Source organism: Mucilaginibacter sp. (assembly GCF_965201005.1).
Taxonomy (GTDB): domain Bacteria; phylum Bacteroidota; class Bacteroidia; order Sphingobacteriales; family Sphingobacteriaceae; genus Mucilaginibacter_A.
In genome coordinates this window covers 1435946-1460350 of sequence record NZ_OZ241747.1, presented here as the reverse complement: position 1 = coordinate 1460350, position 24405 = coordinate 1435946, and the positions used below count along the sequence as shown (strand labels likewise).

Below are 24405 nucleotides of genomic sequence, written 5' to 3'. Positions count from 1 at the left end.
TAAACAGAATCAATTAAAGCAATATGGTTTTAATATAATGGGCACTTTGGGCAATACTTTTATAAGGATCGATATTGGTGAAATTTTCCTGTTCCATAAAAATATGTTTCAAACCAGCTTTTTTTGCTTTTGTAAAAATCTTTTTAAAATCAATACTTCCGCTGCCCACTTCGGTATTTAACTCCGGCTTGTTTTTATCCATATCCTTAATGTGCCACATGTGAAAACGGCCAGGATGCTGGTCAATCAACTGTACCGGATCCTGCCCTGCCCGAACCACCCAGTAAATGTCCATTTCAAAACTTACCAATTTAGGTTCTGTCTCTTTCAATAAAACATCATAGAGCATTGTTCCGTCAATTGGTTTAAATTCAAAATCATGGTTGTGATAAGCCAGCTTTAATCCTGACTTTTTGCATATCTCTGCTGCTGAATTCATTTTTTCGGCAAGATTTTTAAAATCATCTTTTGTTTTACGCAATTCTGCACCGATATACGGGATGGTTATATAATCCTGACCAGCATTTTTTGCCACATCAATATATACTTTTAAAACTTCTTGATTTGCTGTCCCTAAATAAGAATCAAGGCCATAATGTCCGCTCGGCGTAGTCATACCATTTGCGGCCAATGTTTCTTTTAGCTCTTTTGGCTTCAAACCGAAAAAACCTTTGTTCGGATCATAACCGAAAGTTTCTAACTCCTGATAACCTGCTTTGGCCGCTTTGGCAATTACGCCTTTAATATCGTTACCAATCTGATCACGTAAACTATATAGTTGCAGGCCTATTTTATACTTAGGCTTTGCAAACAGTGCATTTGGTAACAGCAGAGCTGCGGCTGAGGCCAAACCGGTTTGGGTTATAAATTTTTTTCTGGTAATCATAATTTTGGCTGATAAAAGAAGTATACTATTTTTACCCCATATTTTTAAACATCACAAATTTCGATTGCTTTTTTTAACGATACTAATTTGTCTTTTTGCTTCGGGATAAATTCTTGTGCAACATATCCTTTAAAACCGGTTTTTACAATGGCCCGCATGATTGCCGGATAGTACAACTCCTGTGTGTCGTCAATTTCGTTCCGGCCAGGTACGCCGCCGGTATGGTAATGGGCAATATATTGATTATAATCACGGATATTTTGAATGATGTCACCTTCATCAATTTGCATGTGATAAATATCAAACAATAATTTAAAATTTTCTGACCCTAATCTTTTACAAAGTTCTGCCCCCCACGAAGTGCGGTCGCATTGATAATCTTTATGGTCGCGTTTGCTGTTCAGCAGTTCCATTACCAAAACAACTTTATGCTTCTCGGCCAGCCCAATTACTTTTTTTAAACCTTCTACACAATTGTTCCAGCCAGTTTCATTGTCCATCCCGGCCCGGCTTCCGCTGAAACAAATCAGGTTGGTATAACCAGCTTTTGCAACCAGCGGGATTATTTCAGCATAGTTTTTAACTAAAATTTCATGGTATTTTTTGTTGTTAAAACCTTCTGTTAAACTGATTTCGGCACCGTTACACATCGGCGAATCCATGCCATGATTTTTCAAAATCGGCCACTCTTTCGGTCCGATCAGATCGATTCCTTTGATGCCGATTTTTTTGGCCTGAATACACAATTCATCTAAAGAAAACTCATTGTAAGGCCATCTGCAAACAGAATGATTGATATTACCTTTCAACGCCAAATTAGCAGATTCCATTTTTGAGGTTGTAAAAGAAGCAAGGCTGCCTGCTGCAGCAACAGTTGCCGTTCCTGCTAAAATATTTTTCAGGGCAGCACGACGGTTTTGGTTAGATAACATCAGCGATTTTTATTTCTGATTTAGATTTATCATTGAACAAAAAAGCAAATAATAAAAATACTACAGCAGCAATTCCGGCAGGAATAATCCAAACCATTTTCCAATCAATTGTACCATCTGCTACTTTGTAAGTATCTGTTATCATACCTGCCACAGCAAAGCCAATTAGCATACCAACTCCATAGGTTGCAAGCGTAATTAAACCCTGGGCAGAACTTTTGTATTTTTCTCCAGCTTTAGAATCAGTATAAATCTGACCGGATACAAAGAAGAAATCATAACAAACTCCATGCAGCGCAATGCCAATAATCAACATAAAACTGAGATTGGTGGAATTTCCATAAGCAAATAAAGCATAACGGATTGCCCAGGCAAGCATACCCACCAAAATGGTTTTTTTAAACCCGAATCTGGAAAAGAAGACCGGAATAAACAACAGGAACAATACTTCGGAAACCTGCCCGATCGTCATTTTACCGGTAGGATTATCCACACCAATGTTTGAAAGAAACAGGTTCGCATTCTGGTAATAAAATGCCAGCGGAATGCAGATCAGAATTGAAGAAATAAAGAAGATCAGGAAGTTTTTGTCTTTCAGTAAACGTAATGCGTCTAAACCTAAAACATCACTAATCGTTACTTTTTCAGATGAATCTATTTTGGGTGGAGTTTTTGGAAGTGTAAAACTGAACAAGCCTAAAACTAACGACGCAATACCAGCCATCAGAAAAGTGTTTTTAAGCAAACCGTTCTCCGTATCTTGTTTAGAATCCCAATGGAAAATATAACTTATTAATAAACCGGCAGCAATCCAGCCAATTGTACCCCAAATGCGAATGGACGAAAACTCTTTTTCAGGATCTCCGATCTGGTTAAAAGACACTGAATTAACTAATGCTAAAGTTGGCATAAACAAAATCATGTAACCTAACACATAAGGATAAAATACGCTGATGTTAGCAGCATTATACAGCTGATACATCAAAAGTGCACCAGCAATATGCAGAATCCCAAGTATTTTTTCTGCATTAAAATAACGGTCGGCGATCAAACCAACAATAAACGGTGCAACAATTGCGCCCCAGGATTGAGTTGAAAAAACCGCCCCGCTCTCGGCTCCCGATGCCTTTAAATTACTTCCCAAAAATGTTCCAAGCGTTACAAACCAAGATCCCCAGATAAAAAATTCCAGAAACATCATTGCTGATAACTTGGTACGAATGGCAGCCGTCATATATAATTGGTTTTAGGTTTAGATTGAAGGATTAATTGAGCGATAAGATGTATTTGACCATTTCTTTGGCATCATTTAAAGCTAAATTTGGATGCGGCGTCATCGGCACTTCACCCCAAACACCACTTCCGCCAGAGATAACTTTTTTGGCCAGTTTATCAATATTTCCTTCTGTTGGCGGATATTTGGCCGCAACATCTTTGTAAGCCGGACCAACTAATTTTTCCTGTTCTTTATGGCAGCCTAAACAATCTGAAGAAGCAATAAGCTGTGCACCTTTAGAATTGGCATTGCTCAATCCTGTTGTACCTGTGCTGCTTGCGTTGGTGTTGGTTGCGGTTTCTGCTGATTTTGCAGTCTGATCTGCAGGAGCAGTAGTTTCGTTACTTACATTCTGGTCTGATTTATTATTGCTGCAGGCAGCGATAACGCCACACAGGCTCAAGATGATAAATGTCTTTTTCATAGATATTTGTATTAATTATATTCCTAATAAAGTACGGTTAAAAGAAGCATCTGCTCCCGAAGCCGCAAAATCATCAAAAGCTTTTTCAGTTACTTTGATGATGTGATTTTTGATAAATTCTGCACCTTCACGCGCCCCGTCTTCCTGATTTTTGATGGCACATTCCCACTCTAAAACAGCCCAGCCTTTATAATCATAAGCGGCCAATTTGCTGAAAATCGCTTTGAAATCAACCTGACCGTCACCCAGCGAACGGAAACGGCCTGCACGATCTATCCAGTTTTGATAACCACCATAAACGCCTTGTTTTCCGGTTGGGTTAAACTCTGCATCTTTTACGTGGAACATTTTGATGCGCTCATGGTAGATATCGATATATGTTAAATAATCCAGGCATTGCAGCACAAAATGCGAAGGGTCATATAGCAAACAGGCACGCGGGTGATTGTTCACTTTTTCAAGGAACATTTCATAAGTTATACCATCATGCAAATCTTCCCCGGGATGTATTTCATAACACAGATCGATTCCGCAAGCATCAAACTCATTTAAAACCGGCAGCCAGCGATTGGCCAATTCTGTAAAACCTTCCTCAACCAAACCGGCAGGACGTTGCGGCCAGGGATAAACCATTGGCCATAACAATGCACCGCTAAAAGTAGCATGTGCTTTCAGACCTAAGTTTTGAGAAGCTTTTGCGGCATATTTTAATTGCTGAACGGCCCATTCTGTTCGTGCTTTGGGGTTGTTTTTGTACTGAGCCGGTGCAAATGCATCAAACAAAGTATCATAAGCCGGATTTACAGCTATCAATTGTCCTTGCAAATGCGTTGAAAGTTCGGTGATCTGCAAGCCATAACTGTTTACTTTCCCTTTTAGATCATCGGCATAAGTCTGACTTTCTGCCGCCAGTTTTAGGTCGATAAAAGAAGCATTGTTGGTAGGCATCTGTATCCCTGCAAAACCTAAATCCGCGGCCCATTTGCAAATCCCGTCCAATGTGTTAAATGGGGCCTGATCTCCGATAAATTGTGCTAAAAATATACCAGGACCTAATAAAGTAGTCATATTATTTATTTGTTTAGACGCTGAAGTCAATCCATTTTTCTGTAGATTTTCCCGAAGCAATTACATTTTCGATAAAAGCCATTCCGCGTACACCTTCTTCAATTCCCGGAAAGTCCAGGTTTTCTAAGGATGCTGTACGGCCTTCAATTTTAGCTTTTACTGTTAAAGCGAAGTTTTTATAAAGATTGGCAAAAGCCTCCAGATATCCTTCGGGATGACCGGCCGGCGTACGTGTGTTTTGCTGTGCGAAAGAACTGGTATACCCACCGCCTGTTCGCCATATTTCTACCGGTTGATCCAGCTGCATGACTTTTAGCGTGTTAGCATCGGCCTGTTGCCATTCAATACCGCCATTTTCACCATAAACCCTGATTTTAACGTTGTTTTCTTCTCCAGCAGCAACCTGAGTAGCTATTAAAACACCGCTTGCACCATTGTTAAATTTTAATAAAACAGCACCGTCATCGTCTAATTGCCGACCTTCTACCACAATATTTATATCTGCACAAAGCTTTGTAATCTCTAAACCAGAAACATATTCGCATAGGTTAAAAGCATGTGTACCAATATCGCCCATGGCACCGGCAATACCGCTCTTGGTTGGATCAGTACGCCAGGAGGCCTGCTTATTCTCGCTACCTTCTTCAAATTTACTTAACCAGCCTTGCGGATATTCAACATAAATTTTTCTTATTTTACCAATTTTGCCTGATTTTACAAGTTGCTTTGCTTCTTTTACCATTGGATAACCGGTATAGGTATGTGTTAAACAAAGCAGATTATCGGTTTGATCGATAATCTGCTGTAGTTCTTTTGCTTCTTGCAGAGAAAAAGTCGCAGGCTTGTCCAGTATCACGTGAAAACCGTTTTGCAATGCTGTTTTTGCAGGTGCAAAATGGACATGGTTTGGCGTAACAATACTAATTACCTGCACTCGTTCTGATTCGGGCAGCTGCTTTTCCTGTTCAATTAGTTCCTGCCAGGAGTTGTAAATCCTGTTTTCCTTAATATCTAACAATAAACCGCTGGCTTTTGACTTTTCAGGATCACTGCTGAATGCGCCGCAAACCAAATCATATTGATTATCCATCCGGGCGGCAATACGATGAATAGCACCGATAAATGCACCTTGCCCGCCGCCAATCATTCCTAATTTCAACTTCATGTACCTATTGTCTTAAGAAAGTGCCCAGGCTTTATCACCTTTTTTGTAGGGATAATTGCCGTCGTATTTTCCCGGAACAGGCAGATAGCGTAAGGCTTTTGTGGCACCTACTTCGGAAGTGAAATAACCCAGCATTGTCAGCTCTTTCATCATCCGGAAATAATGATTGGGATCTTCTTTCTTTTTATTGGTTTGATAAGCTTTTTGCTCTTTATCCAGATCAATCAAAACAGCGGTGCGTTGTTTCGGGTCGCATTCCATGAACTTTTTACCGTTTTTCTTTTTGCTGGCATCATCTAATTTGGTTATGCCTTCTGTAAAAATTTTTTGATCTTCCGGCTTATAACAATCTCTTACCATAACCGCCATAAACTTGCCTACACCAGCAGCTTTTGCCCCGGGAGTTGAAGTGGCCGGCAAAATTGTCTCGCCAATTTCGTCCATAAACGAAATATCATCTTGACCAAATAATTCTTTTACTTTGTCTGTGCCGGATTTACATCCGCTGATAAAAAATTCGGCACCCAAAACTGTACCGCCCAGTAATAAAGCGACTTTAGAAATAGCTTCTCTTCTATCCATATTTTTAGGTTGTAAAAACAGTATTAAGATTTAGAAATTATGCGTTTAAACTCCAACCCTCACGATAGTTACGCTTAACATATTGATTCACCGGATCAAAGTTTGTGATACGCATATCTTTATTGTCCCAAAGCATTTTAATGTGTCCGCCTTTCAACTCGTGCCCACGCACAGCTAAATTCGCCATCAGCAAAGCTTCTGTTAAAGGCCCGGCCACTTCAAACGGAGAACTGACTTCATTTTTGCCATAACCAGCCAAACAAGCTTCAACCCATTGCGCGTAATGCCCATTAGCCTGACCCGGGACGCGGGCAAAAGTTTGCTTAACATTTACTTCTTTAGTACGTGAGGTTGGCAGCAACAAAGGGTTTTCTGAATAAGTGCTGGCCATCATTTTACCTTTTGTGCCGATAAACAAGATGCCGTTTCCATCATCACCAAACTTTTCATTGGCACCTAATTCTTCCGGACGCTCGGGCTGAATGCCACCATCCATCCAATGCAAGGTAATTTCACCTTTGGTTTTTTTCGTTTTAGGAAAGGTTAGCGTAATATGACTTGATGGCGGGCAACTATCCGGGAAAATACCGCGTTTAAATTCATCCACGTAAACACTGCCTACGCTGGCCTGTACATCTTTAGCATACTGTAATCCCAACACTCTAAAAGGAGCTTCGACCAAATGGCAGCCCATATCACCTAATGCACCGGTACCGTAATCCCACCAGCCACGCCAGTTGAACGGAACTAACTTATCCACGTAATCTTTGTATGGAGCAGTGCCGAGCCATAAATCCCAGCTTAATTCCTTAGGGATTTCAGGTTTGGCAGATGGCCAGGCAATTCCTTGTGGCCAAACCGGGCGGTCTGTCCAACAATAAACTGTATGTACATCTCCGATTATCCCATTATCGTACCATTCAGCCAACAAACGTGTACCATCATTAGAAGCACCTTGATTACCCATTTGTGTAACCACTTTATATTTTTTGGCAGCTTCTGTAAGCATCCTTGCTTCATAAATATCATGCGATAAAGGCTTTTGCACATACACATGTTTATGTCGCTGCATGGCTGCCAATGCAATTATAGCGTGATTATGATCCGGGGTAGAAACCGAAACGGCGTCAAAGTTTTTAGCTTCTTTATCCATCAATTCGCGCCAGTCTTTATAATATTTTGCTTTCGGGAAGTTGGCTCTGGTTCTCGCTGAACGCCTATCGTCCACATCACACAAAAACCCAATTTCAGCTTTGCCGCTTTTGTAAAAATTGGCAATATCACTTTCACCTTTTCCGCCCGCACCAACACCGGCAACAATTAATTTATCACTTGGCGCCGTGTAACCTTTTCCGCCTAAAACAAACCGCGGAACAATGGTAAATGCCGCCGCTGCAATTGCTGAGTTTTTTATAAAGCTTCTCCTAGAACCTGGGGAAAGTTTTGAATCCTGATTTTCCATATGTTTAATTTAAAAATTGGTTGATTTTATACTGATAAAAACAGCATATTTAGATATTCATTTTTTTCAATTCGCTAACGGCATAATCTGCTGCACGGGCTGTGAGTGCCATATAAGTAAGCGATGGGTTTTGGCAGGCAGTTGAAGTCATGGCAGCACCATCAGTTACAAAAACATTTTTAGCGTCCCAAACCTGGTTCCACTCATTTAACACAGAAGTTTTAGGATCGCGGCCCATTCTTGCCGTTCCCATTTCGTGGATTCCCTTCCCTAATACTGCTTCCTGATTGTAGGTTTGAACATTTTTTGCACCTCCGGCTTCCAGGATTTCTTTAGCATCCTGCATCATATCCGCGCGCATTTTCTTTTCATTGTCACGAATTACGGCATCAATAGCAACAACTGGCAAGCCCCAGGCATCTTTTGTGTTTTTGTCCAACGTCATTTTGTTATCGTGATAAGGTAACGTTTCGCCAAAGCCCCCCATACCGATCGACCAGCCTCCGGGTTCTGACAGGGCATCTTTAAAATCACCTCCAATGTTCATTTCGGCAATATCCCGGCTCCAACCCTGTCTGCTTGCACCACCCTGATAACCAAAACCACGAATATAATCTCGTTTTTCACCATTTGTATTTCGGAAACGGGGGATGTAAAAACCGTTTGCACGTCGGCCGAAATAGTATTTATCCTCGTACCCTTCTACCTCACCTGAAGCACCAACATTCAAGTGATGGTCCATCAGATTGTGGCCCAATTCGCCGCTGCTGCTGCCTAATCCGTCAGGCCAGACATCCGTGGCCGAATTCATTAATACCCAGGCCGAATTAATAGTTGAAGCGTTTACAAAGATGATTTTAGCCTTGTACTCATATGTTTGCTTGGTTTCTGCATCAATGATTTCAACACCGGTTGCTTTTTTGGTGTCTTTATCATACAAAATCCGGGTAACAATAGAAAACGGGCGAACCGTTAAATTACCAGTTGCCATAGCTGCTGGCAAAGTGGAAGATTGGGTGCTGAAATAAGCACCAAACGGACAACCTAACCAGCATTTATTACGGTACTGACAGTTGGTGCGGTTGTTGTGCGGTACTGTAATATTTGCGGTACGGCCAATAATCATCGGGCGCATACCTTTATAGTGTTGCTTTAAACGGGCAGCCACATCTTTTTCCACCACATTTAATTCCATCGGAGGCATAAAATCCCCGTCTGGCAAGATGGCCAAACCATCCCGGCTACCGGAAATACCTGCAAAGCGCTCGGCATAACCGTACCATTTTTCTAAATCTTTATAACGGATCGGCCAATCTACTGCAATGCCATCACGCATATTAGCTTCAAAATCAGAATCGGCCCAGCGGTAAGACTGTCTGCCCCACATCAGCGAACGCCCGCCAACATGGTAGCCGCGAAACCAGTCAAATGGCTTGACTTCTACATAAGGGCTTTCTTTTTCGTTTGTCCAGTAACTTAGGTTTGTTTCGTTCAGTGTATAATCCCTGTTCAAAACCGGATAATCCTTGATCATTTCCTGCGTTTTGCCGCCGCGGTGCGGAAATTCCCAGGGTGCCTTGTTTGCATTTACATAATCTTTGATGTGCTCAATATTTCTTCCGCGCTCTAATACGATCGTTTTTAAACCTTTTTCAGTCAATTCTTTTGCGGCCCATCCGCCAGAAATACCCGAACCAATTACAATCGCGTCATATACATTGCTTGCCATAAATCAGAAAAAATTAAGTTTAGAAATGGTTGTGAAGGCTAAAGTAGAAATTAGTTTGCAATATTGTTCAAAATCGCACAAAAGTTTCAAATTATTCTGTTTGATCCATCGCATGTATTTTGATCCTGATTCAATTATATTTATAAGTTTTTTTAAATCGATTGCCATGAAATACTTTTTTTGACAAGCTGTTTAGATTTTTTGTGATAAGACTACAATGCTTCTTTTATGCCTGTAAATTTTGCTTTTGTAATTAATAGCTATAGAAAAACCGCCAAATTTTATGTGATAAAAGAAGCATTTAGCAATTTAAGCAGGTTTTGAATAATAAAGGGATCACCGTCTTTTTCCTCATCAGCCCAAAAATCATTTTTATGCCGGTAAAAGAAGCATCCGTGTTTTATCTTTAGTTGCAAATTATAGTATTACCTAAACCTGACCGGCAAAGCTGCTACATTTCAATGCGATCATTTACCTTTGTGCTTTATTTTAAAAATGAGCAAGCACGGAAGAATTTTGGTAGCCATGAGCGGCGGTGTTGATAGTTCTGTTGCGGCAGTGATGCTGCATGAACAAGGTTATGAAGTAATCGGCCTGACCATGAAAACCTGGGACTATGCATCATCCGGCTCCAGCTCCAAAGAAACCGGTTGTTGCAGCTTGGATAGCATAAACGATGCACGTGCCCTGGCGGTTGGTTACGGTTTTCCGCATTATATTTTAGATATCCGCAGCGAATTTGGTGGTTCGGTCATAAACAATTTTGTGGATGAATACCTGGCCGGCCGCACGCCAAACCCTTGTGTGCTTTGCAATACGCACATCAAATGGGAAGCTTTGCTTAAACGGGCCGATAAACTGGATTGTGAATTTATTGCAACCGGCCATTACGCCAACATCCGCCGGCAGGAAAACGGGCGTTACCTAATTTCTAAAGGCCGCGATGAACATAAAGATCAATCGTATGTTTTGTGGGGCGTTTCGCAAAAAAACCTTGCCCGTACGCATTTTCCGTTAGGCTCTTTCGCTAAAACAGAAATTAAACAGATGGCCGTAGAAATGGGCCAGTTAGAGTTGGCCAGCAAAAGCGAAAGCTATGAAATTTGTTTTGTACCAGACAATGATTACCGCGCATTTTTAAAACATCAGGTTGCAGATTTGGAAGAACGCGTGGCAGGCGGCAATTTTGTTTTGCGCGATGGAACGGTTGTTGGCAAACATCAGGGTTATCCTTTTTATACCATCGGCCAGCGGAAAGGCCTGGGCGTTGCGTTTGGCAAGCCAATGTTTGTCACCAAAATCGACCCAAAAACCAATACGGTAGTTTTGGGTGAACAGGAAGATTTGGAAAGCGGCGAAGCTTGGGTTCGGGATTTTAACCTGATTAAATATGATAACCTTCAGGACGGAATTGAAGCCGTAACCAAAATCCGTTATAAAGATCAGGGCAGTTTAAGCACGGTTACGCAGATGAACGATCATCTGAAAATAAATTTCCATCATCAGGTTTCGGGCATTGCACCAGGCCAGTCGGCTGTGTTTTATGAAGGCAATGATTTGCTGGGCGGCGGTTTTTTAATTTAGCAATTTCTAAAATAATACATACTTCTTTTAGCAGTATATTTTTGTGTTAATGCCTGTTTTAAACTTATATCAGCAAAAATACAATGCTTCTTTTATCGTATAAATTTTAGTTTTTGCAGCAATTCTAAATAAAACACTTACCATTTTTTAGGTGATAAAAGAAGTATCCAAAACAGGTTGCACAAATTTTGAACAGGCCCTAAATGTTTGGATGCTATTTTTTATAGTAAACAAACATTGTATATTTAGTATTCTTTGTGTTTTCTTTGCAGAAACTAAGCGATTTTAATGGCAAAAAATTTATTGATTGTAGAATCACCGGCAAAAGCCAAAACAATTGAAGGTTATTTAGGAAAGGATTTTACGGTGAAATCAAGCTACGGACATATCCGCGATTTGGTAAAATCTGATGATGCGATTGATGTTGCCAATGGCTTTGTTCAAAAATATGAAGTCCCGGCCGATAAAAAGCAGGTAGTAAGCGAGCTGAAAAAGCTGGCAAAAGAAGCAGACATTGTTTGGCTTGCATCAGATGAAGACCGTGAAGGTGAAGCCATTTCCTGGCATTTGTTTGAAACTTTAGGTTTAAAAGATGCCAGTACACGCCGCATTGTTTTTCACGAAATTACAAAACCAGCTATTTTAAAAGCGATAGAGACACCGCGAAAAATAGATTATAATTTAGTCAACGCCCAGCAGGCGCGCCGCGTTTTAGACCGTTTGGTGGGGTTTGAACTTTCCCCTGTTTTGTGGAAAAAAATAAAACCTTCCCTTTCTGCCGGCCGGGTACAATCTGTTGCCGTTCGGTTAATTGTTGAGCGCGAACGCGAAATCAACAAATTTAAACCTGAAGCTGCTTACCGCACTGTTGCTGTTTTTACCACCGGAAAAAACAAAGAAATTTTTAAGGCCGAATTGCCAAACCGCTTTATCCGGCAAAGTGATGCGGAAAGTTTTTTAAACGATTGTGCCGATGCGGTTTTCAAGATAAGCAGTCTGGAAACCCGGCCATCCAAACGTTCACCGGCAGCACCTTTTACCACTTCTACTTTACAGCAGGAAGCAAGCCGAAAATTAAGTTTTTCCGTTTCCCGAACAATGGCTTTAGCGCAGCGTTTGTATGAAGCCGGAAAGATCACTTATATGCGTACCGATTCTGTTAATCTTTCGGATACGGCTTTGGATGCGGCTTCCAAAGAAATCACATCTGCTTACGGAGGTAACTATTATCAGTTCAGAAAATACAAAACCAAATCTGCCGGTGCGCAGGAAGCACACGAAGCCATTCGTCCAACCTATTTTAACCAACATACTACCGATGGTGATCCGGCAGAGATCCGTTTGTATGAACTGATCTGGAAACGTGCCATTGCCTCGCAAATGAGTGAGGCTTTATTTGAAAAAACAACTGCCAAAATCAGTGTCTCTACCCGGAAAGAAGAATTAGTGGCCAACGGTGAAGTGCTGCGTTTTGATGGTTTTCTAAAAGTTTATTTAGAATCTTCTGATGATGAAGAAGAAAACAAACTGGACGACAGCAGCGACAATGCCATTTTGCCGCCGTTAACAAAAGGCCAGCAATTGAACCTGCGGGATTTGAACGCAACCGAGCGTTTCAGCCGTCCGCCAGCCAGAAATACCGAAGCCAGTTTGGTGAAGAAACTGGAAGAACTTGGCATTGGCCGTCCTTCAACCTACGCCCCTACTATTTCTACCATACAAAATCGCGGCTATGTGATAAAGGAAGACCGGGAAGGAAAACCGCGTAATTATACCGTGCTTACGTTGCAGGACAAAACAGTAGTCAAAGAACAAAAATCAGAGATTACGGGCGCAGAAAAAAGCAAGTTGTTCCCAACGGATATTGGTGCCGTGGTAAACGATTTTCTGGTTCAGCATTTTAACGGGATCGTGGATTTTCATTTTACGGCCGGGGTGGAAAAGCAGTTTGACGAAATTGCGCAGGGCTTGGAAGACTGGACGAAAATGCTCAAGAAGTTTTACGATCCTTTTCATCAGGAAGTAGAAGAAACCATCAAAACAGCAGACAGGGCCAGCGGTGAGCGGGAATTAGGCATCGACCCAAAAAGTGGTAAAAAAATAACTGTGCGCATCGGTCGTTACGGCCCATTTGTACAAATCGGCGAAGCTGCGGAAGGCGAAGAAAAACCAGCTTATGCCAGCCTGCGCTCCGGCCAGATGATTGAAACCATTACACTGGAAGAAGCTTTGGAGCTTTTTAAACTTCCGAAAAAAATCGGTGTTTTTGAAGATGAAGTTATGACGGTTGCCATCGGTAAATTTGGCCCGTATATCCGCCACAACGGTGCATTCTATTCACTTCCGAAAGATATTGACCCTTTGGATGCCGATGAAAAAATTGGGATCGAAATTATTGAAAACAAGCGCAAAGCGGATGCAGAAAAATTGATCAAATCTTTTGCAGAAGATGAAGCCATGCGCATTGAAAACGGCCGCTGGGGACCGTATATTAAGTATGGAAAGCTCAATGTAAAAATCCCGAAAGGAAAAGAACCGGAAGAACTTACTTATGCAGATTGCAAAGCTTTAGCCGAAATTGCTGAAAAGGAACCAAAGAAATTTTCTAAGAAATTTGCAAAAACGGCTGAAAAAGAACCTAAAAAGCCTGCTAAAAAATCTGTTAAAGAATCCAAGAAGCCAGTCAAAAAATTCGCCAGGAAAAAATAATATCAACTTGTTTTATAGTTCAATATAACAATTAATGCTGAAAGACCTACCGCAAAATAAAGTTGAGGACATTGCCGTTGCTGTTGCTTTGGAAAGTGAAAATCCTGAAAGCCGGGTTTGGTATGTTTATCTGATCAACTTAAAAAACAAGGAAATTGATAACGTGCTGATTACTTCGAAAGGTTATGGTTTTAAAGATGGCGAAGATGTAAAAACTTCTACTTTACGCCACGCTTTCCCAAAAGTTGAAGGCCAGGGTTTTGTTTTGATAGAACCGATTGACGAACAGACTTTTGGCTTGACCAATGAATACTGGCTAAGTTATTATGTTGATAATCAGATTTTTGATAAAAAGTTTATCTTCCTGCCGGAAAGCATTGTCGAATCCAATTTCATAAAAACCCCCATTCTTAACAAACCTGGCGTAATGATCAGGTAATGCTTCTTTTATCACCTAAATTTCAGGCAAAAACCGGCTTGTGATTAGTTTGTTGCTTTTTGGGTTCACCATTTACACTCCAATGTAAGTTTCCGTTGTTTGAAAATAAATTAAGGCACATCTGCTTATATTTGTTGCATGAACACTGCAGAACTGTTAGATCGTGCGCTTCAGTTTGATTTTTTGTCAATTGAAGAAGGCCTTTTTCTCTACAACCATGCTTCTACTGCCGAACTGATGTTTACGGCCAACGAATTGCGTAAAATCCAGGTTCCGCATGGCAAAGTTACCTGGCAGATCGACCGGAACGTAAACACAACCAATGTTTGTATCGCCAATTGCAAGTTTTGTAATTTTTTCCGCCGACCGGGACATGAAGACAGTTACATTACCGATATTGAAACGTACAAACAAAAAATTGAAGAAACTTTTCGTTTAGGCGGAGATCAATTGCTGCTTCAGGGCGGCCATCATCCCGATTTAGGTCTGCAGTTTTATGTTGATCTTTTTTCTAAACTGAAACAACTTTATCCGGATTTGAAACTCCATTCTTTAGGTCCGCCGGAAATCGCACACATTGCTAAGTTGGATAAGTTAAGTCATCATGAAGTTTTATCGGCTTTAAAAACAGCAGGCCTGGATTCCTTGCCTGGTGCAGGTGCAGAAATTTTGAATGATCGTGTCCGCCGCCTTATTTCTAAAGGAAAATGTGGCGGAAAAGAATGGCTGGATGTGATGCGGGCTGCACACCAATTAAATTTGCCAACTTCTGCAACCATGATGTTTGGCCATGTGGAAACGTTGGAAGAGCGTTTTGAACATTTAGTCTGGATCCGCGAAGTACAAGCTGAAAAACCTGCTGAAGCTTATGGTTTTGTGGCTTTCATTCCTTGGCCATTTCAGGACGACGGTACATTACTGCGAAAAGTAAGAGGCATAACCAATAATGTAAGCGGGAATGAATATATCCGGATGATTGCTTTAAGCCGGATCATGCTGCCCAATATCAAAAACATCCAGGCATCGTGGTTAACAGTTGGAAAGCAGGTTGCACAATTGTGTTTACAAGCCGGGGCGAATGATTTTGGTTCAATTATGATTGAAGAAAACGTAGTTTCTGCAGCCGGGGCACCGCATCGTTTCACTGCAAAAGGAATCCAGGAAGCTATTAGAGAAGCCGGGTTTGAACCGCAGTTACGCAATCAGAAATACCAGTGGCGCGAGGTTCCGGAAGCATTGGAAGAGCAGGTTATTAATTACTAATGCTTCTTTTATCACCCTAAATTTAGGCTGATAAAAGAAGCATCATTAATAATCCAGTTTATACTGACTTAAATCCTAAGCATTTTTTTCTGCTGATTGAGCTGTAGTCTGTTTCAGATTTCAATCAAAAATCCTGAATGCTTCTTTTACCTACCCGAATTTTTGCTGTTACTATTGCACTGATGAAAATCTGCATCACAAACCACCAAATTATTGGTGATAAAAGAAGCATACAAATGTTTAACAAATTCAGAACAGTTTGTAAACTTAAGCAACAAAAAAAGTCCTGAAAGCTATTAGCAATCAGGACTTTTAAATTTAAAATATCTAATAACGAAAAGAATCTCTTAGTTAAAAAATGGTTTTACAATCCCAACAACTGTAGGCATGTCCAAAGGTTCGTCAAAGGCTTGAGTTGCACTCGTAGCAGCATTTGCACCAGCGATGGTATTATAAGCTGGCAAACCTGTTGCAACATTTACACCACCCTGCATAACATTGTCTTCCCCTGCATAAGATCCATCTACTGCTGCACCAATACCTGTATCATTTGCACCGGTAATCCATGGACGAATAGCAGCAGTTACAGACATGCCGGAAGCAATCATCCTTGCCCTGCGCAGCATACGCAAATGTGAAGCATGACGGGCTTCCACAGAATGAATATCTAAGGCGGCCGTTAACACCGTTTTGTTACGTAAAATTGCACCTGCCTGGCCTTTGTAAGCCCTTACACCTGTATCTTCAAATGTTTCTGCAACTGCTAAAAATGTATTGCTGTTGGTAAAAACATCACGAAAATTACCTTTTGCAGTAAAATCATAGCCTGTTGTAGGTACGGTATATGGTGTACCGCCAAGAGATGTAATTACACCTTGTAAAAAAGTAACATGGTGCATTTCATCAGTGGTAATCAAGTTTAAACCAGCAAGTTCTGACTGGCTCATTGTACCTTTCAAAATCGTACTCATAGAACCATTTAAACCCGTGTTATAAAAATTATATTCTAAAAACTCTAAAGTTAAAGCATAGTTTAAAACACCTACAATTGCACTGGAGGATTGTTGTGCGTAAGCTTTTTTAAACAAAGAGCCAACTGCAAATGGTAAAGCAGCAACAGCTACTTTAGAACCAAAACTGGTTATATTTTTTATAGCTGCACGGCGCGGACTGATTTTGTCCTGAAATTCCGGGTCAACCTTTTCAATTTCTTCAATGATATTTAGTAAATCCATGATTTTAATTTTTTAAGAAGTTGGTAAATCGTCTGCGTTAATTGGTGTGGTGATGTAGGCACTGGCTTTTCCTAAAACATATTGTGGTGTTTTATCATATTCCAGACCATTTCCGGCAACATTAACTACATCCTGCCCAACAAAGGTATTTGGTGTCATCAAATCCCTGAAATAAGCTGCATGTCGTGCCTCAACCGAAACAATTTTACCTGCAATCAGTAAGTAATCAGCACTTTTAATTAAATATCCGGCACCATTGTAAGCAGAGACACCTAAATCTTCAAAAGCCATTGCAGCACCAATTACACTTGCACGGTTTGCAAAGTTAATAGCACTGAAATTTACAGTTAAATTTGGGATTGCGTTTCCGCCCAGGGCAGCTTTAAAAAATTCCCGGTGCAAAACTTCGTGATTTCTGACTTCTGTGATCAAAGTCTGTTCATCAGCATTGAATTGTGTTGTAAAAGCAGCATTTGATACAACTTGTACATAAAAAGCTGCTTCCAGTTGCTCTAAAGCATAAGCATAATTTAAGATACCGATGTCCCCGCTTCCAAGATACACACCTGTGTAAGAGTTTCTGTCCTTTTTACAAGCTTCTGCGGCAAACAAACCTACTGCTGCTGTACCTACACCAGCGTACCGCAGGAATTGTCTCCTTTGCATTCCTTTTGATGACTCTGCTTCTAAAGAAGAAATGAGCTGGTCATCATTTTTTGAAAAAATTTCCATGATTGAATTGATTAGTTTTTACAGTTGATTTTGATTTGATATACGATTAATGTTATATGGCAGTTTTATTTAATTTAAGTTATTTTAAAGTAAAATTTAGGATCGGAAGGGTTATCATAAAAACTTGTCAGTGTTCAAATCCTGGTTTATGTTGCTTTAACGGTGCCGTTACTTGATTTGTTTGGATTTAAAATATTATTTTGCACGTAAAAAATAAAAAATACTGTTTTTATCGGTATATTTTTGATAAAGATGTTAAGCTTTAAATTCCTGTGCATATAATTAACATGGTTCTGCTAAAAAATAAGCACGCTGGTTATACGTTTTTTTATATTTGAAGCTTTTAATATCAAATCATGGTTGTTACGGAAGTAGTTGATAAAAAAAGCAAAAAGGCATTTTTGCAAACAGCAAAATTGATTTACAAAAACGATCCGAATTGGATTTGTCCGCTTGATGAAAATGTGGAAGCTGTTTTTGATCCGGAAAAAAACAATTTTTTTAAACACGGCAAATGCACCCGATGGATTGTTAAAGACGAGAACGGAAAGTTAGCTGGCCGTATTGCTGCTTTTATTAATGATAAAAAAGCTTACCAAAACGAGCAGCCAACCGGCGGAATTGGTTTTTTTGAAAGTATTGAAGATGAATCTGTTGCTTTTCTGCTGTTTGATACCGCAAAAAATTGGTTGAAAGAAAACGGGATGCAGGCTATGGACGGCCCGATAAACTTTGGCGAAACGGATAATTTTTGGGGTTTGTTGATCGAAGGTTTTAGCACACCGTCTTATGGTATGAACTACCATCATCCTTATTACAAAGCCTTTTTTGACCATTATGGTTTTTATGTACTGTTTGAGCAAATAACCAACCATCTTGATGTTTACAAACCTTTTCCTGATCGGTTTACGCAAATTGCAAACTGGGTTGCCAAAAAACCCGGTTATGTGTTTAAAAGCTTGGACCCAAAAAAAATAAAAACTTTTGCAGAAGATTTCCGGGAAATATATAATGACGCCTGGCAGGATTTTACCAATTTTACACCGATCCATCCCAAAACAATTTTGGAAACTTTCGAGAAAATGAAAGTAGTTATGGACCCAAAATTGATTTGGTTTGTTTACATTAATAACGAGCCGGCAGCATTTATTATAATATTACCGGATGCAAATCAATTGATCAAAGGTTTTAACGGCAAACTAACCTGGATCAACAAATTAAAGTTTTTGTACCGCAAATGGCGCGGTGTAAGCCGAATGCGTGCCGTTGTAATGGGCACGAAGCAAAAGTTTCAAAAACATGGTCTTGAATCGGCCATATTTATCAAGCTAAAAGAATATGTTTTGCCATTAAATAAATACAAAGAACTTGAACTTTCGTGGGTTGGGGATTTCAACAACAAAATGCTTTCTTTGCATGATGCCATGAATGTTGAGTTTGCAAAAAAGCATGTAACAATGCGTTATCTTTTTAAATAGAGACAAGTTTGATTACTTGTGTCATTACATTAGATAAATTAAGCAATTGCTTTTGGCCTTCTTAGCTCTTCATACAATTCAATAACCTTTTTTTGCAAGTCAATCAGTTCAGCTTCTCTTTCCACTAATTTTTTCTGAACAGATTCAATTTCAGAAGCTGATTTTTGTTCTTGCTCAATATCGTTAAAAGTTAATAATTGTACAACTGTCATTTCATACAACTTAGAAATCTGCTCCAACCTTGAAAGATTGATATCTGTTATACCCGTTTCAATTTTAGAAAACGCAGGTATCGATATATCCAATTGTTTGGCAACATCTTCCTGGCTCCAACCTTTTTGATGACGTAACAACCTGATTTTTTTTCCTAATGACTTCATGGTGCTTAATTAATAGTTTAAAGCAATTTATAATAGTTACAATTTATACGACTGCTTTGGTAATTAGTTATTTGTTTTTGAAAATTTTAATTGATTTATAAAATTGTTTCTGCAAACCCGGTCAAATCCGTACCGGCAAAAGTGCCCGAACTCATCAGCAGTAAGTTTGTATTTTTGTAGTTCAAATTTTTAAGGTGTGCAAACAAATCTTCTGCCTGGTCAAAAAATATTATATCTTCATTATTAAATGCCTCTTTTACTTGTTGCGCAGAATAAGGTTCCATATTTTTTTGCACTAAAACATGATTGTCAATAAATACAATTGCCTGATCTGCATCGTCCATTGTACTTTTATATTCTTGTAAAAACGTTTTGTTCAAACTGCTGAATGTGTGCAGCTCAATACAAGCGATCAGCTTTCTGTTTGGGAACTGCTGTTTCACGGCATTTATTGTAGCACTAAGCTTGGATGGCGAATGGGCAAAATCTTTATAAACGTTAGTTTGCAAGTTACTACCGATCAATTCCAATCTTTTGGCCGCACCTTTAAATGTAGCCATCGCTTTATAAAAATTTTCTTCTTCAATCCCTAAAGATTTGCATACTGTTTTTGCGGCTTCCATATTTAGTAAATTGTGGCCGCCAAATACTTTCAAAGGATATTTTTTTTGCTGATATATTATACTTGTAACCCCATTATCGATTGTGTACTCCGGAGAACTATAAGCAATTTTTTGAACATTGGATGTATTGTCTGTCACCAGTTTTTTTAATATCCTATCCTGTTCACAATAGATCAATTCCCCGTTTGCTATAATTGTATCGATAAAAACAGCAAATTGCTGCAAGTAACTTTCAAAAGTTGGAAACACATTGATATGGTCCCAGGCAATGCCACTGATCAACCCAATATTGGCTTGATATAAATGAAACTTTGGCCGTCTGTCGATCGGTGAAGCCAGGTATTCGTCGCCTTCAATTACAATTAATGGTGCATCGGTTAATTGTACCATCGTATCAAAACCTTCCAACTGTGCACCCACTAAATAATCAAATTTAAAAGATGCTTCTTTTAGCACATGTAAAATCATGGAAGTGATGGTGGTTTTACCATGACTTCCACCAATCACAATCCGTTTTTTATCTTTAGATTGTTCATAAACATACTCCGGGTAAGAATATATTTTTATACCTTTTTGCTGCGCTTCCAGCAATTCCGGGTTGTCCTGTTTGGCGTGCATCCCTAAAATCACGGCATCCAATCCTGATATAATTTTTTCTGGAAACCAACCGGACAAAACAGGCAGTAAGCCAAATTTATCCAATCTTGATTTGGAAGGTTCTGTAAAAACATCATCAGAACCAGTAACCTCAAAACCTTTTTTATGTAACGCTATGGCCAAATTGTGCATTGCACTTCCGCCCATAGCTATAAAATGTACTTTCATACAAAAAACAATATTAATTTTTAGTTATAAAAATAAATCAAATAAATTTATTCTTACGTTGAGGAAATAAAACGATCGTTTAACGAATAAATTTTGCCGAAACCCAGCTTTGACTATTTTTATGCTGCTGATAGCCAAGCTGAAGTTTTGCCGCAGCTGATTTTATGATTTCCAAATCAGGGACTTCATAAAAACCGCTTAAAAAAAGCAGACCGCCGGATTTAAGTTTTTGGGCGTAAGTTTCAAGCTGATCAAGCAGGATGTTGCGGTTGATATTGGCCAGGATTATATCAAAAGTTTCGTTAGGGATTACTTCTTTTGATCCGCACAAAACCCGTATCCCGTCAGCGTGGTTTAAAGCTGCATTTTCAAGTGTACTTTCGCAACAAACCGGGTCATAATCAATTGCCGTAATTGCTGTGGCACCTTTTTGAAAAGCCAAAATGGCCAGGATTCCGGTTCCGCAACCCATGTCCAACACTTTTTTGCCCGTAAAAACAGTATCCAGCATAAAATCCAGCATCATGGCCGTGGTTTGATGATGGCCGGTGCCGAAAGCCATTTTCGGATCGATCACAATTTCAAACGGGTATTGCGGTTGCGGCTCATGAAATGTTGCCCGAACCCAAACCTGATCTTTAATTTGTATCGGGTTAAAATTGCTTTCCCAAACCGCATTCCAGTTTTGCTGCGGGATGAGGTTCACTTCATAAGAAAAACTTAAAATTTGATGAAAAGGCTCAAGCCGCTTATCTAAGTCTGCTTTACTAAAATCAGTGGAAGGAATGTAAGCTTTAAAACCGAAATCAACTTCTTCAAAAGTATCACAACCGGCTTCTGCCAATTCGTTTATTAGCAAATCCTGCTGGTAATCTTCCTGAAAAAGCGTGGTAAACAGCAGCTCGATGTAATTCATATTTCAATATCCGAAGTAAGTATCTGGAAGCAGGCAGAACTGAAGTTTTGATTTATGTCCTGGTTTCTGTTCCTGAAAGACAATTCAAATTGTTGTTATGCTTGTTTTCCCGATGCTTCTTTTACCACCTAAAAAACAGTGGAACATAGTTTGATTTTTTTATAAAGACGAACACAGCCACCAACTTTTAGGTGATAAAAGAAGCATTAAAAAAATCTGAACGAAATTGCAACAGGCTTTTGATATATGTTACTTTTTAAAATGCTTTGATAATATCCACAAAATCACGGGATTTCAGGGAAGCGCCACCGATCAAACCGCCGTCAATATCTGCCTGAGAAAATAACTCTTTTGCATTTTTGGTATTGCAGCTTCCTCCGTACAAAATGGTAGTGTCATCAGCTGTTTCCTGTCCGTATTTAGCGGCAATTTCCTGTCGGATAAACGCATGGATTTCCTGTGCCTGCGCTGCCGAAGCCGTTTTGCCCGTACCGATGGCCCAAACCGGCTCGTAAGCAACAACAACCTGTGCAAACTGTGTATCGGTAAGATGAAATAAACCTTCACTCAGCTGGGTTTTTATTAGCTCAAAAAAGCGGTCATTTTCGCGCTCTTCCATAGTTTCGCCGATACAAAAAATAGGTTTTAAGGAGTTACCCAAAACCACATCTGTTTTTTTGGCCAGCAATTCATTTTTTTCACCAAAATATTGCCGGCGTTCAGAATGGCCTAAAATCACATATTGTGCGCCAACAGAACGGATCATTTTTGCCGATATTTCGCCGGTAAAAGCACCTGCTTCCTCCTGATGGCAATTTTGTGCGCCCACCGAAATCTGCGAATGTCCTTTGACCAACTGCGCCAAACTATGCAAATAAGTGTACGGGCAGCAAACAATGGCCGTTTGCGCACCGGTAACTTCATCGTTGACCATGTTGATCACTTCAGAAAAAATGGATAAACCTTCGTTGTATCCTAGATTCATTTTCCAGTTTCCGGCAACAATTTTTTGTCTCATCGTGTTATTTTAGTTTTGGGTTGAATTGAATAGGTGTGTCAAAATGTTGGATTCTATCTCATTAAATTCGCGGCCTTTGCGTTCAAAAACGCGTTTTGCGGTTTTCAATGCTTCTTTTAAGGCATAAATTTCATTGTTGGAAATCCCTCCCCACGAAAAATCCGGGATAAATTTTGGCGGATAACCTGCACCAAAAACGTTACTGCCCACGCCAACTACCGTTCCGGTGTTAAACATGGTGTTGATGCCGCATTTGGCATGATCGGCCATAATTAAACCGCAAAACTGCAGCCCGGTGTCCCGCAGGTTTTGGGTCGGATAATCCCAGAGTTTTACCTGGCCATAAGTGTTTTTAAGGTTGGAATTATTAGAATCTGCACCAATATTGCACCACTCGCCCAAAACCGAATTGCCCAGATAACCTTCATGCCCTTTGGAGGTAAAACTACCAATTACCGCATTTTTAATTTCGCCCCCAACCATACAATGCGGCCCAACTGTTGTTCCGCCATAAATTTTGGCACCCATTTTTACCTGCGAACTTTCGCCCAAAAAAAAACTCCCGCGGATGTGGGCACCTTCAAAAACTTCGGCATTTTTGCTGAGGTAAACCGGCCCGATTTTGGTGTTAAAAGTTGCACATTCTGCCGAAGCACCTGCTTCTGCAAAAAAATCATCACCTAAAATTGTATTGGTCTGGCTGATGGCCGCGCTCGTTTTTCCTTTTGTCAGCAAAGCAAAATCTTTACGCAACTCGCTGTCGTTCAGCATAAAAATATCTTCCGGATATGTTATCCTGACAAAATCCCGTACATAATTTATGCCGGTAAAAGAAGTAACAACGGTTTCCCAGTCTTTAATATCAGCAGCAGAAATTTTAGCTGCGATCAAAAAATCCTGCTGTTTTAAAGCTTCGCCTTCTTTTAAATTGTTGATGGCCTGAAGCAAGGCATCGTCCGGACAAACAGAGCCGTTGATCAATAAATTTTGCCCGGAAATTTTTAAAGGAAATTTATGCCGCAGATAATTTAGGGTGATAAAAGAAGCATCCTGCCGGAGATGTTTCTGCCACTTTTCGGCAATTGTGAGCATCCCGATCCGCAAATCGGCAACAGGCCGCGTAAAAGTTAACGGCAGTAAAGTTTGCTGTGCAGCATCGGCAAAAAAAACAATTCCCATCAAACAAAAATAAAAAAAGTCCCGGCTGTGTTGACCGGGACTTTTTATTATCCTAAAAAAAAGCTTATTTTTTGTTGTAACGCGTACGGAATTTATCGATACGGCCTGCGGTATCAACCAACTTCATTTTGCCGGTATAAAATGGGTGCGAAGTATGGGAAATCTCCAATTTGATCAACGGATATTCCTGACCGTCTTCCCATTGTACGGTTTCTTTTGAATCTATGCAGGATTTTGTGATGAAAGAATAGTCGTTAGACATATCTTTAAAAACAACTAACCTATAATTTGACGGGTGGATTTCTTTTTTCATGTTGATAACGTTCTTTTCAAAAACAGGCGCAAATATACTGTTTTTATCAGTATAAAAAACTGCTTCTTAAAATTTATAAAATCTGTTGGATCAGTTGGATTTTGCCTGAAACCAGAATTTTAAAATTGCAAGTTAATGACTGTAAAACCCTGTTTCTACACCTGAATTTGGAATTTTAACCTAAAAG

At 39.9% G+C, this 24405-nt stretch carries 22 protein-coding genes; 5 read left to right on the top strand and 17 right to left on the bottom strand.

Features of this window, described 5'->3' with window-relative positions; genetic code table 11:
* Window positions 1-13 precede the first annotated feature (13 nt).
* From ACOFKR_RS06780 to ACOFKR_RS06740, 9 genes are read right to left on the bottom strand one after another with little or no spacing between them, the layout of a single operon-like run.
* Window positions 14-886 carry a sugar phosphate isomerase/epimerase family protein gene (locus tag ACOFKR_RS06780; RefSeq protein WP_419803265.1) on the bottom strand — a complete coding sequence of 291 codons (873 nt, stop codon included), beginning with the start codon at window positions 884-886 and terminating at the stop codon, window positions 14-16.
* Between the two features lie 44 nt (window positions 887-930).
* Window positions 931-1818: a hydroxypyruvate isomerase family protein gene (locus ACOFKR_RS06775; protein WP_419803264.1), complete on the bottom strand. Its 888-nt coding sequence runs from the start codon at window positions 1816-1818 to the stop codon at window positions 931-933.
* Window positions 1808-3052, bottom strand: coding sequence for a nucleoside permease (locus tag ACOFKR_RS06770; protein WP_419803263.1), 1245 nt, complete (start codon window positions 3050-3052; stop codon window positions 1808-1810). The genes ACOFKR_RS06775 and ACOFKR_RS06770 overlap by 11 nt, the downstream gene beginning before the upstream one ends.
* Before the next feature lie 31 nt (window positions 3053-3083).
* Complete coding sequence (locus tag ACOFKR_RS06765; RefSeq protein ID WP_419803262.1) at window positions 3084-3518, bottom strand: c-type cytochrome; 435 nt, start codon at window positions 3516-3518, stop codon at window positions 3084-3086.
* A gap of 15 nt (window positions 3519-3533) precedes the next feature.
* The gene (locus ACOFKR_RS06760; protein WP_419803261.1) at window positions 3534-4586 is read right to left on the bottom strand and encodes a sugar phosphate isomerase/epimerase family protein; all 1053 of its coding nucleotides are present in this window, start codon (window positions 4584-4586) and stop codon (window positions 3534-3536) included.
* A gap of 13 nt (window positions 4587-4599) precedes the next feature.
* Window positions 4600-5751 (bottom strand): Gfo/Idh/MocA family protein, encoded by a 1152-nt coding sequence (locus tag ACOFKR_RS06755; RefSeq protein ID WP_419803260.1) that lies wholly within the window; start codon window positions 5749-5751, stop codon window positions 4600-4602.
* A gap of 12 nt (window positions 5752-5763) precedes the next feature.
* A complete protein-coding gene (locus ACOFKR_RS06750) occupies window positions 5764-6333 on the bottom strand; it encodes a gluconate 2-dehydrogenase subunit 3 family protein (protein WP_419803259.1) in 570 nt (189 codons plus the stop codon).
* A gap of 37 nt (window positions 6334-6370) precedes the next feature.
* Window positions 6371-7795: a Gfo/Idh/MocA family protein gene (locus ACOFKR_RS06745; RefSeq protein WP_419803258.1), complete on the bottom strand. Its 1425-nt coding sequence runs from the start codon at window positions 7793-7795 to the stop codon at window positions 6371-6373.
* A 49-nt stretch (window positions 7796-7844) separates the two neighbouring features.
* Window positions 7845-9524 carry a GMC oxidoreductase gene (locus ACOFKR_RS06740; protein ID WP_419803257.1) on the bottom strand — a complete coding sequence of 560 codons (1680 nt, stop codon included), beginning with the start codon at window positions 9522-9524 and terminating at the stop codon, window positions 7845-7847.
* Window positions 9525-10019: 495 nt separating this feature from the next.
* Here ACOFKR_RS06740 and mnmA point away from each other — a divergent pair, with 495 nt between their 5' ends.
* The 4 genes from mnmA to mqnC all read left to right on the top strand — a co-directional run bounded on the left by mnmA (window position 10020) and on the right by mqnC (window position 15519).
* Window positions 10020-11108: a tRNA 2-thiouridine(34) synthase MnmA gene (gene mnmA / locus ACOFKR_RS06735; protein ID WP_419803256.1), complete on the top strand. Its 1089-nt coding sequence runs from the start codon at window positions 10020-10022 to the stop codon at window positions 11106-11108.
* A gap of 288 nt (window positions 11109-11396) precedes the next feature.
* On the top strand, window positions 11397-13817 hold the full coding sequence (topA, locus tag ACOFKR_RS06730; protein WP_419803255.1) for a type I DNA topoisomerase: 2421 nt from the start codon (window positions 11397-11399) through the stop codon (window positions 13815-13817).
* Between the two features lie 34 nt (window positions 13818-13851).
* Complete coding sequence (locus ACOFKR_RS06725) at window positions 13852-14256, top strand: hypothetical protein (RefSeq protein ID WP_419803254.1); 405 nt, start codon at window positions 13852-13854, stop codon at window positions 14254-14256.
* 138 nt (window positions 14257-14394) lie between these two features.
* On the top strand, window positions 14395-15519 hold the full coding sequence (gene mqnC, locus ACOFKR_RS06720; protein ID WP_419803253.1) for a cyclic dehypoxanthinyl futalosine synthase: 1125 nt from the start codon (window positions 14395-14397) through the stop codon (window positions 15517-15519).
* 347 nt (window positions 15520-15866) lie between these two features.
* Here mqnC and ACOFKR_RS06715 read toward each other — a convergent pair whose 3' ends face one another.
* Together ACOFKR_RS06715 and ACOFKR_RS06710 are read right to left on the bottom strand one after the other, a co-directional pair.
* Window positions 15867-16754 carry a ferritin-like domain-containing protein gene (locus ACOFKR_RS06715; protein ID WP_419803252.1) on the bottom strand — a complete coding sequence of 296 codons (888 nt, stop codon included), beginning with the start codon at window positions 16752-16754 and terminating at the stop codon, window positions 15867-15869.
* Window positions 16755-16766: 12 nt separating this feature from the next.
* Window positions 16767-17486 (bottom strand): ferritin-like domain-containing protein, encoded by a 720-nt coding sequence (locus ACOFKR_RS06710; RefSeq protein ID WP_419803251.1) that lies wholly within the window; start codon window positions 17484-17486, stop codon window positions 16767-16769.
* 356 nt (window positions 17487-17842) lie between these two features.
* Between ACOFKR_RS06710 and ACOFKR_RS06705 the strand changes: the two genes are divergently transcribed.
* Window positions 17843-18964, top strand: a complete 1122-nt coding sequence (locus ACOFKR_RS06705) for a GNAT family N-acetyltransferase (protein WP_419803250.1) — start codon at window positions 17843-17845, stop codon at window positions 18962-18964.
* Window positions 18965-19002: 38 nt separating this feature from the next.
* Here ACOFKR_RS06705 and ACOFKR_RS06700 read toward each other — a convergent pair whose 3' ends face one another.
* The 6 genes from ACOFKR_RS06700 to ACOFKR_RS06675 form a co-directional block, all read right to left on the bottom strand.
* Window positions 19003-19344 (bottom strand): helix-turn-helix domain-containing protein, encoded by a 342-nt coding sequence (locus ACOFKR_RS06700; protein WP_419803249.1) that lies wholly within the window; start codon window positions 19342-19344, stop codon window positions 19003-19005.
* 95 nt (window positions 19345-19439) lie between these two features.
* Window positions 19440-20792: a UDP-N-acetylmuramate--L-alanine ligase gene (locus ACOFKR_RS06695; protein WP_419803248.1), complete on the bottom strand. Its 1353-nt coding sequence runs from the start codon at window positions 20790-20792 to the stop codon at window positions 19440-19442.
* Between the two features lie 79 nt (window positions 20793-20871).
* On the bottom strand, window positions 20872-21708 hold the full coding sequence (prmA, locus tag ACOFKR_RS06690) for a 50S ribosomal protein L11 methyltransferase (RefSeq protein ID WP_419803247.1): 837 nt from the start codon (window positions 21706-21708) through the stop codon (window positions 20872-20874).
* Window positions 21709-21964: 256 nt separating this feature from the next.
* Entirely contained in the window at window positions 21965-22726 is a 762-nt protein-coding gene (gene tpiA, locus ACOFKR_RS06685) for a triose-phosphate isomerase (RefSeq protein WP_419803246.1), read from the bottom strand.
* A 9-nt stretch (window positions 22727-22735) separates the two neighbouring features.
* A complete protein-coding gene (locus tag ACOFKR_RS06680) occupies window positions 22736-23905 on the bottom strand; it encodes a putative sugar nucleotidyl transferase (RefSeq protein ID WP_419803245.1) in 1170 nt (389 codons plus the stop codon).
* Window positions 23906-23969: 64 nt separating this feature from the next.
* Window positions 23970-24218, bottom strand: coding sequence for a type B 50S ribosomal protein L31 (locus ACOFKR_RS06675; RefSeq protein WP_419803244.1), 249 nt, complete (start codon window positions 24216-24218; stop codon window positions 23970-23972).
* Between the last annotated feature and the right edge of the window lie 187 nt (window positions 24219-24405).

Coding starts and splice junctions, on each gene's coding strand:
- mqnC (WP_419803253.1), top strand. CDS start 14,395: ATGAACACTGCAGAACTGTTAGATCGTGCGCTTCAGTTTGATTTTTTG.
- ACOFKR_RS06770 (WP_419803263.1), bottom strand. CDS start 3,052: ATGACGGCTGCCATTCGTACCAAGTTATCAGCAATGATGTTTCTGGAA.
- ACOFKR_RS06765 (WP_419803262.1), bottom strand. CDS start 3,518: ATGAAAAAGACATTTATCATCTTGAGCCTGTGTGGCGTTATCGCTGCC.
- mnmA (WP_419803256.1), top strand. CDS start 10,020: ATGAGCAAGCACGGAAGAATTTTGGTAGCCATGAGCGGCGGTGTTGAT.
- ACOFKR_RS06760 (WP_419803261.1), bottom strand. CDS start 4,586: ATGACTACTTTATTAGGTCCTGGTATATTTTTAGCACAATTTATCGGA.
- ACOFKR_RS06780 (WP_419803265.1), bottom strand. CDS start 886: ATGATTACCAGAAAAAAATTTATAACCCAAACCGGTTTGGCCTCAGCC.
- ACOFKR_RS06675 (WP_419803244.1), bottom strand. CDS start 24,218: ATGAAAAAAGAAATCCACCCGTCAAATTATAGGTTAGTTGTTTTTAAA.
- ACOFKR_RS06725 (WP_419803254.1), top strand. CDS start 13,852: ATGCTGAAAGACCTACCGCAAAATAAAGTTGAGGACATTGCCGTTGCT.
- prmA (WP_419803247.1), bottom strand. CDS start 21,708: ATGAATTACATCGAGCTGCTGTTTACCACGCTTTTTCAGGAAGATTAC.
- ACOFKR_RS06695 (WP_419803248.1), bottom strand. CDS start 20,792: ATGAAAGTACATTTTATAGCTATGGGCGGAAGTGCAATGCACAATTTG.
- topA (WP_419803255.1), top strand. CDS start 11,397: ATGGCAAAAAATTTATTGATTGTAGAATCACCGGCAAAAGCCAAAACA.
- ACOFKR_RS06700 (WP_419803249.1), bottom strand. CDS start 19,344: ATGAAGTCATTAGGAAAAAAAATCAGGTTGTTACGTCATCAAAAAGGT.
- tpiA (WP_419803246.1), bottom strand. CDS start 22,726: ATGAGACAAAAAATTGTTGCCGGAAACTGGAAAATGAATCTAGGATAC.
- ACOFKR_RS06740 (WP_419803257.1), bottom strand. CDS start 9,524: ATGGCAAGCAATGTATATGACGCGATTGTAATTGGTTCGGGTATTTCT.
- ACOFKR_RS06755 (WP_419803260.1), bottom strand. CDS start 5,751: ATGAAGTTGAAATTAGGAATGATTGGCGGCGGGCAAGGTGCATTTATC.
- ACOFKR_RS06750 (WP_419803259.1), bottom strand. CDS start 6,333: ATGGATAGAAGAGAAGCTATTTCTAAAGTCGCTTTATTACTGGGCGGT.
- ACOFKR_RS06680 (WP_419803245.1), bottom strand. CDS start 23,905: ATGGGAATTGTTTTTTTTGCCGATGCTGCACAGCAAACTTTACTGCCG.
- ACOFKR_RS06715 (WP_419803252.1), bottom strand. CDS start 16,754: ATGGATTTACTAAATATCATTGAAGAAATTGAAAAGGTTGACCCGGAA.
- ACOFKR_RS06705 (WP_419803250.1), top strand. CDS start 17,843: ATGGTTGTTACGGAAGTAGTTGATAAAAAAAGCAAAAAGGCATTTTTG.
- ACOFKR_RS06775 (WP_419803264.1), bottom strand. CDS start 1,818: ATGTTATCTAACCAAAACCGTCGTGCTGCCCTGAAAAATATTTTAGCA.
- ACOFKR_RS06710 (WP_419803251.1), bottom strand. CDS start 17,486: ATGGAAATTTTTTCAAAAAATGATGACCAGCTCATTTCTTCTTTAGAA.
- ACOFKR_RS06745 (WP_419803258.1), bottom strand. CDS start 7,795: ATGGAAAATCAGGATTCAAAACTTTCCCCAGGTTCTAGGAGAAGCTTT.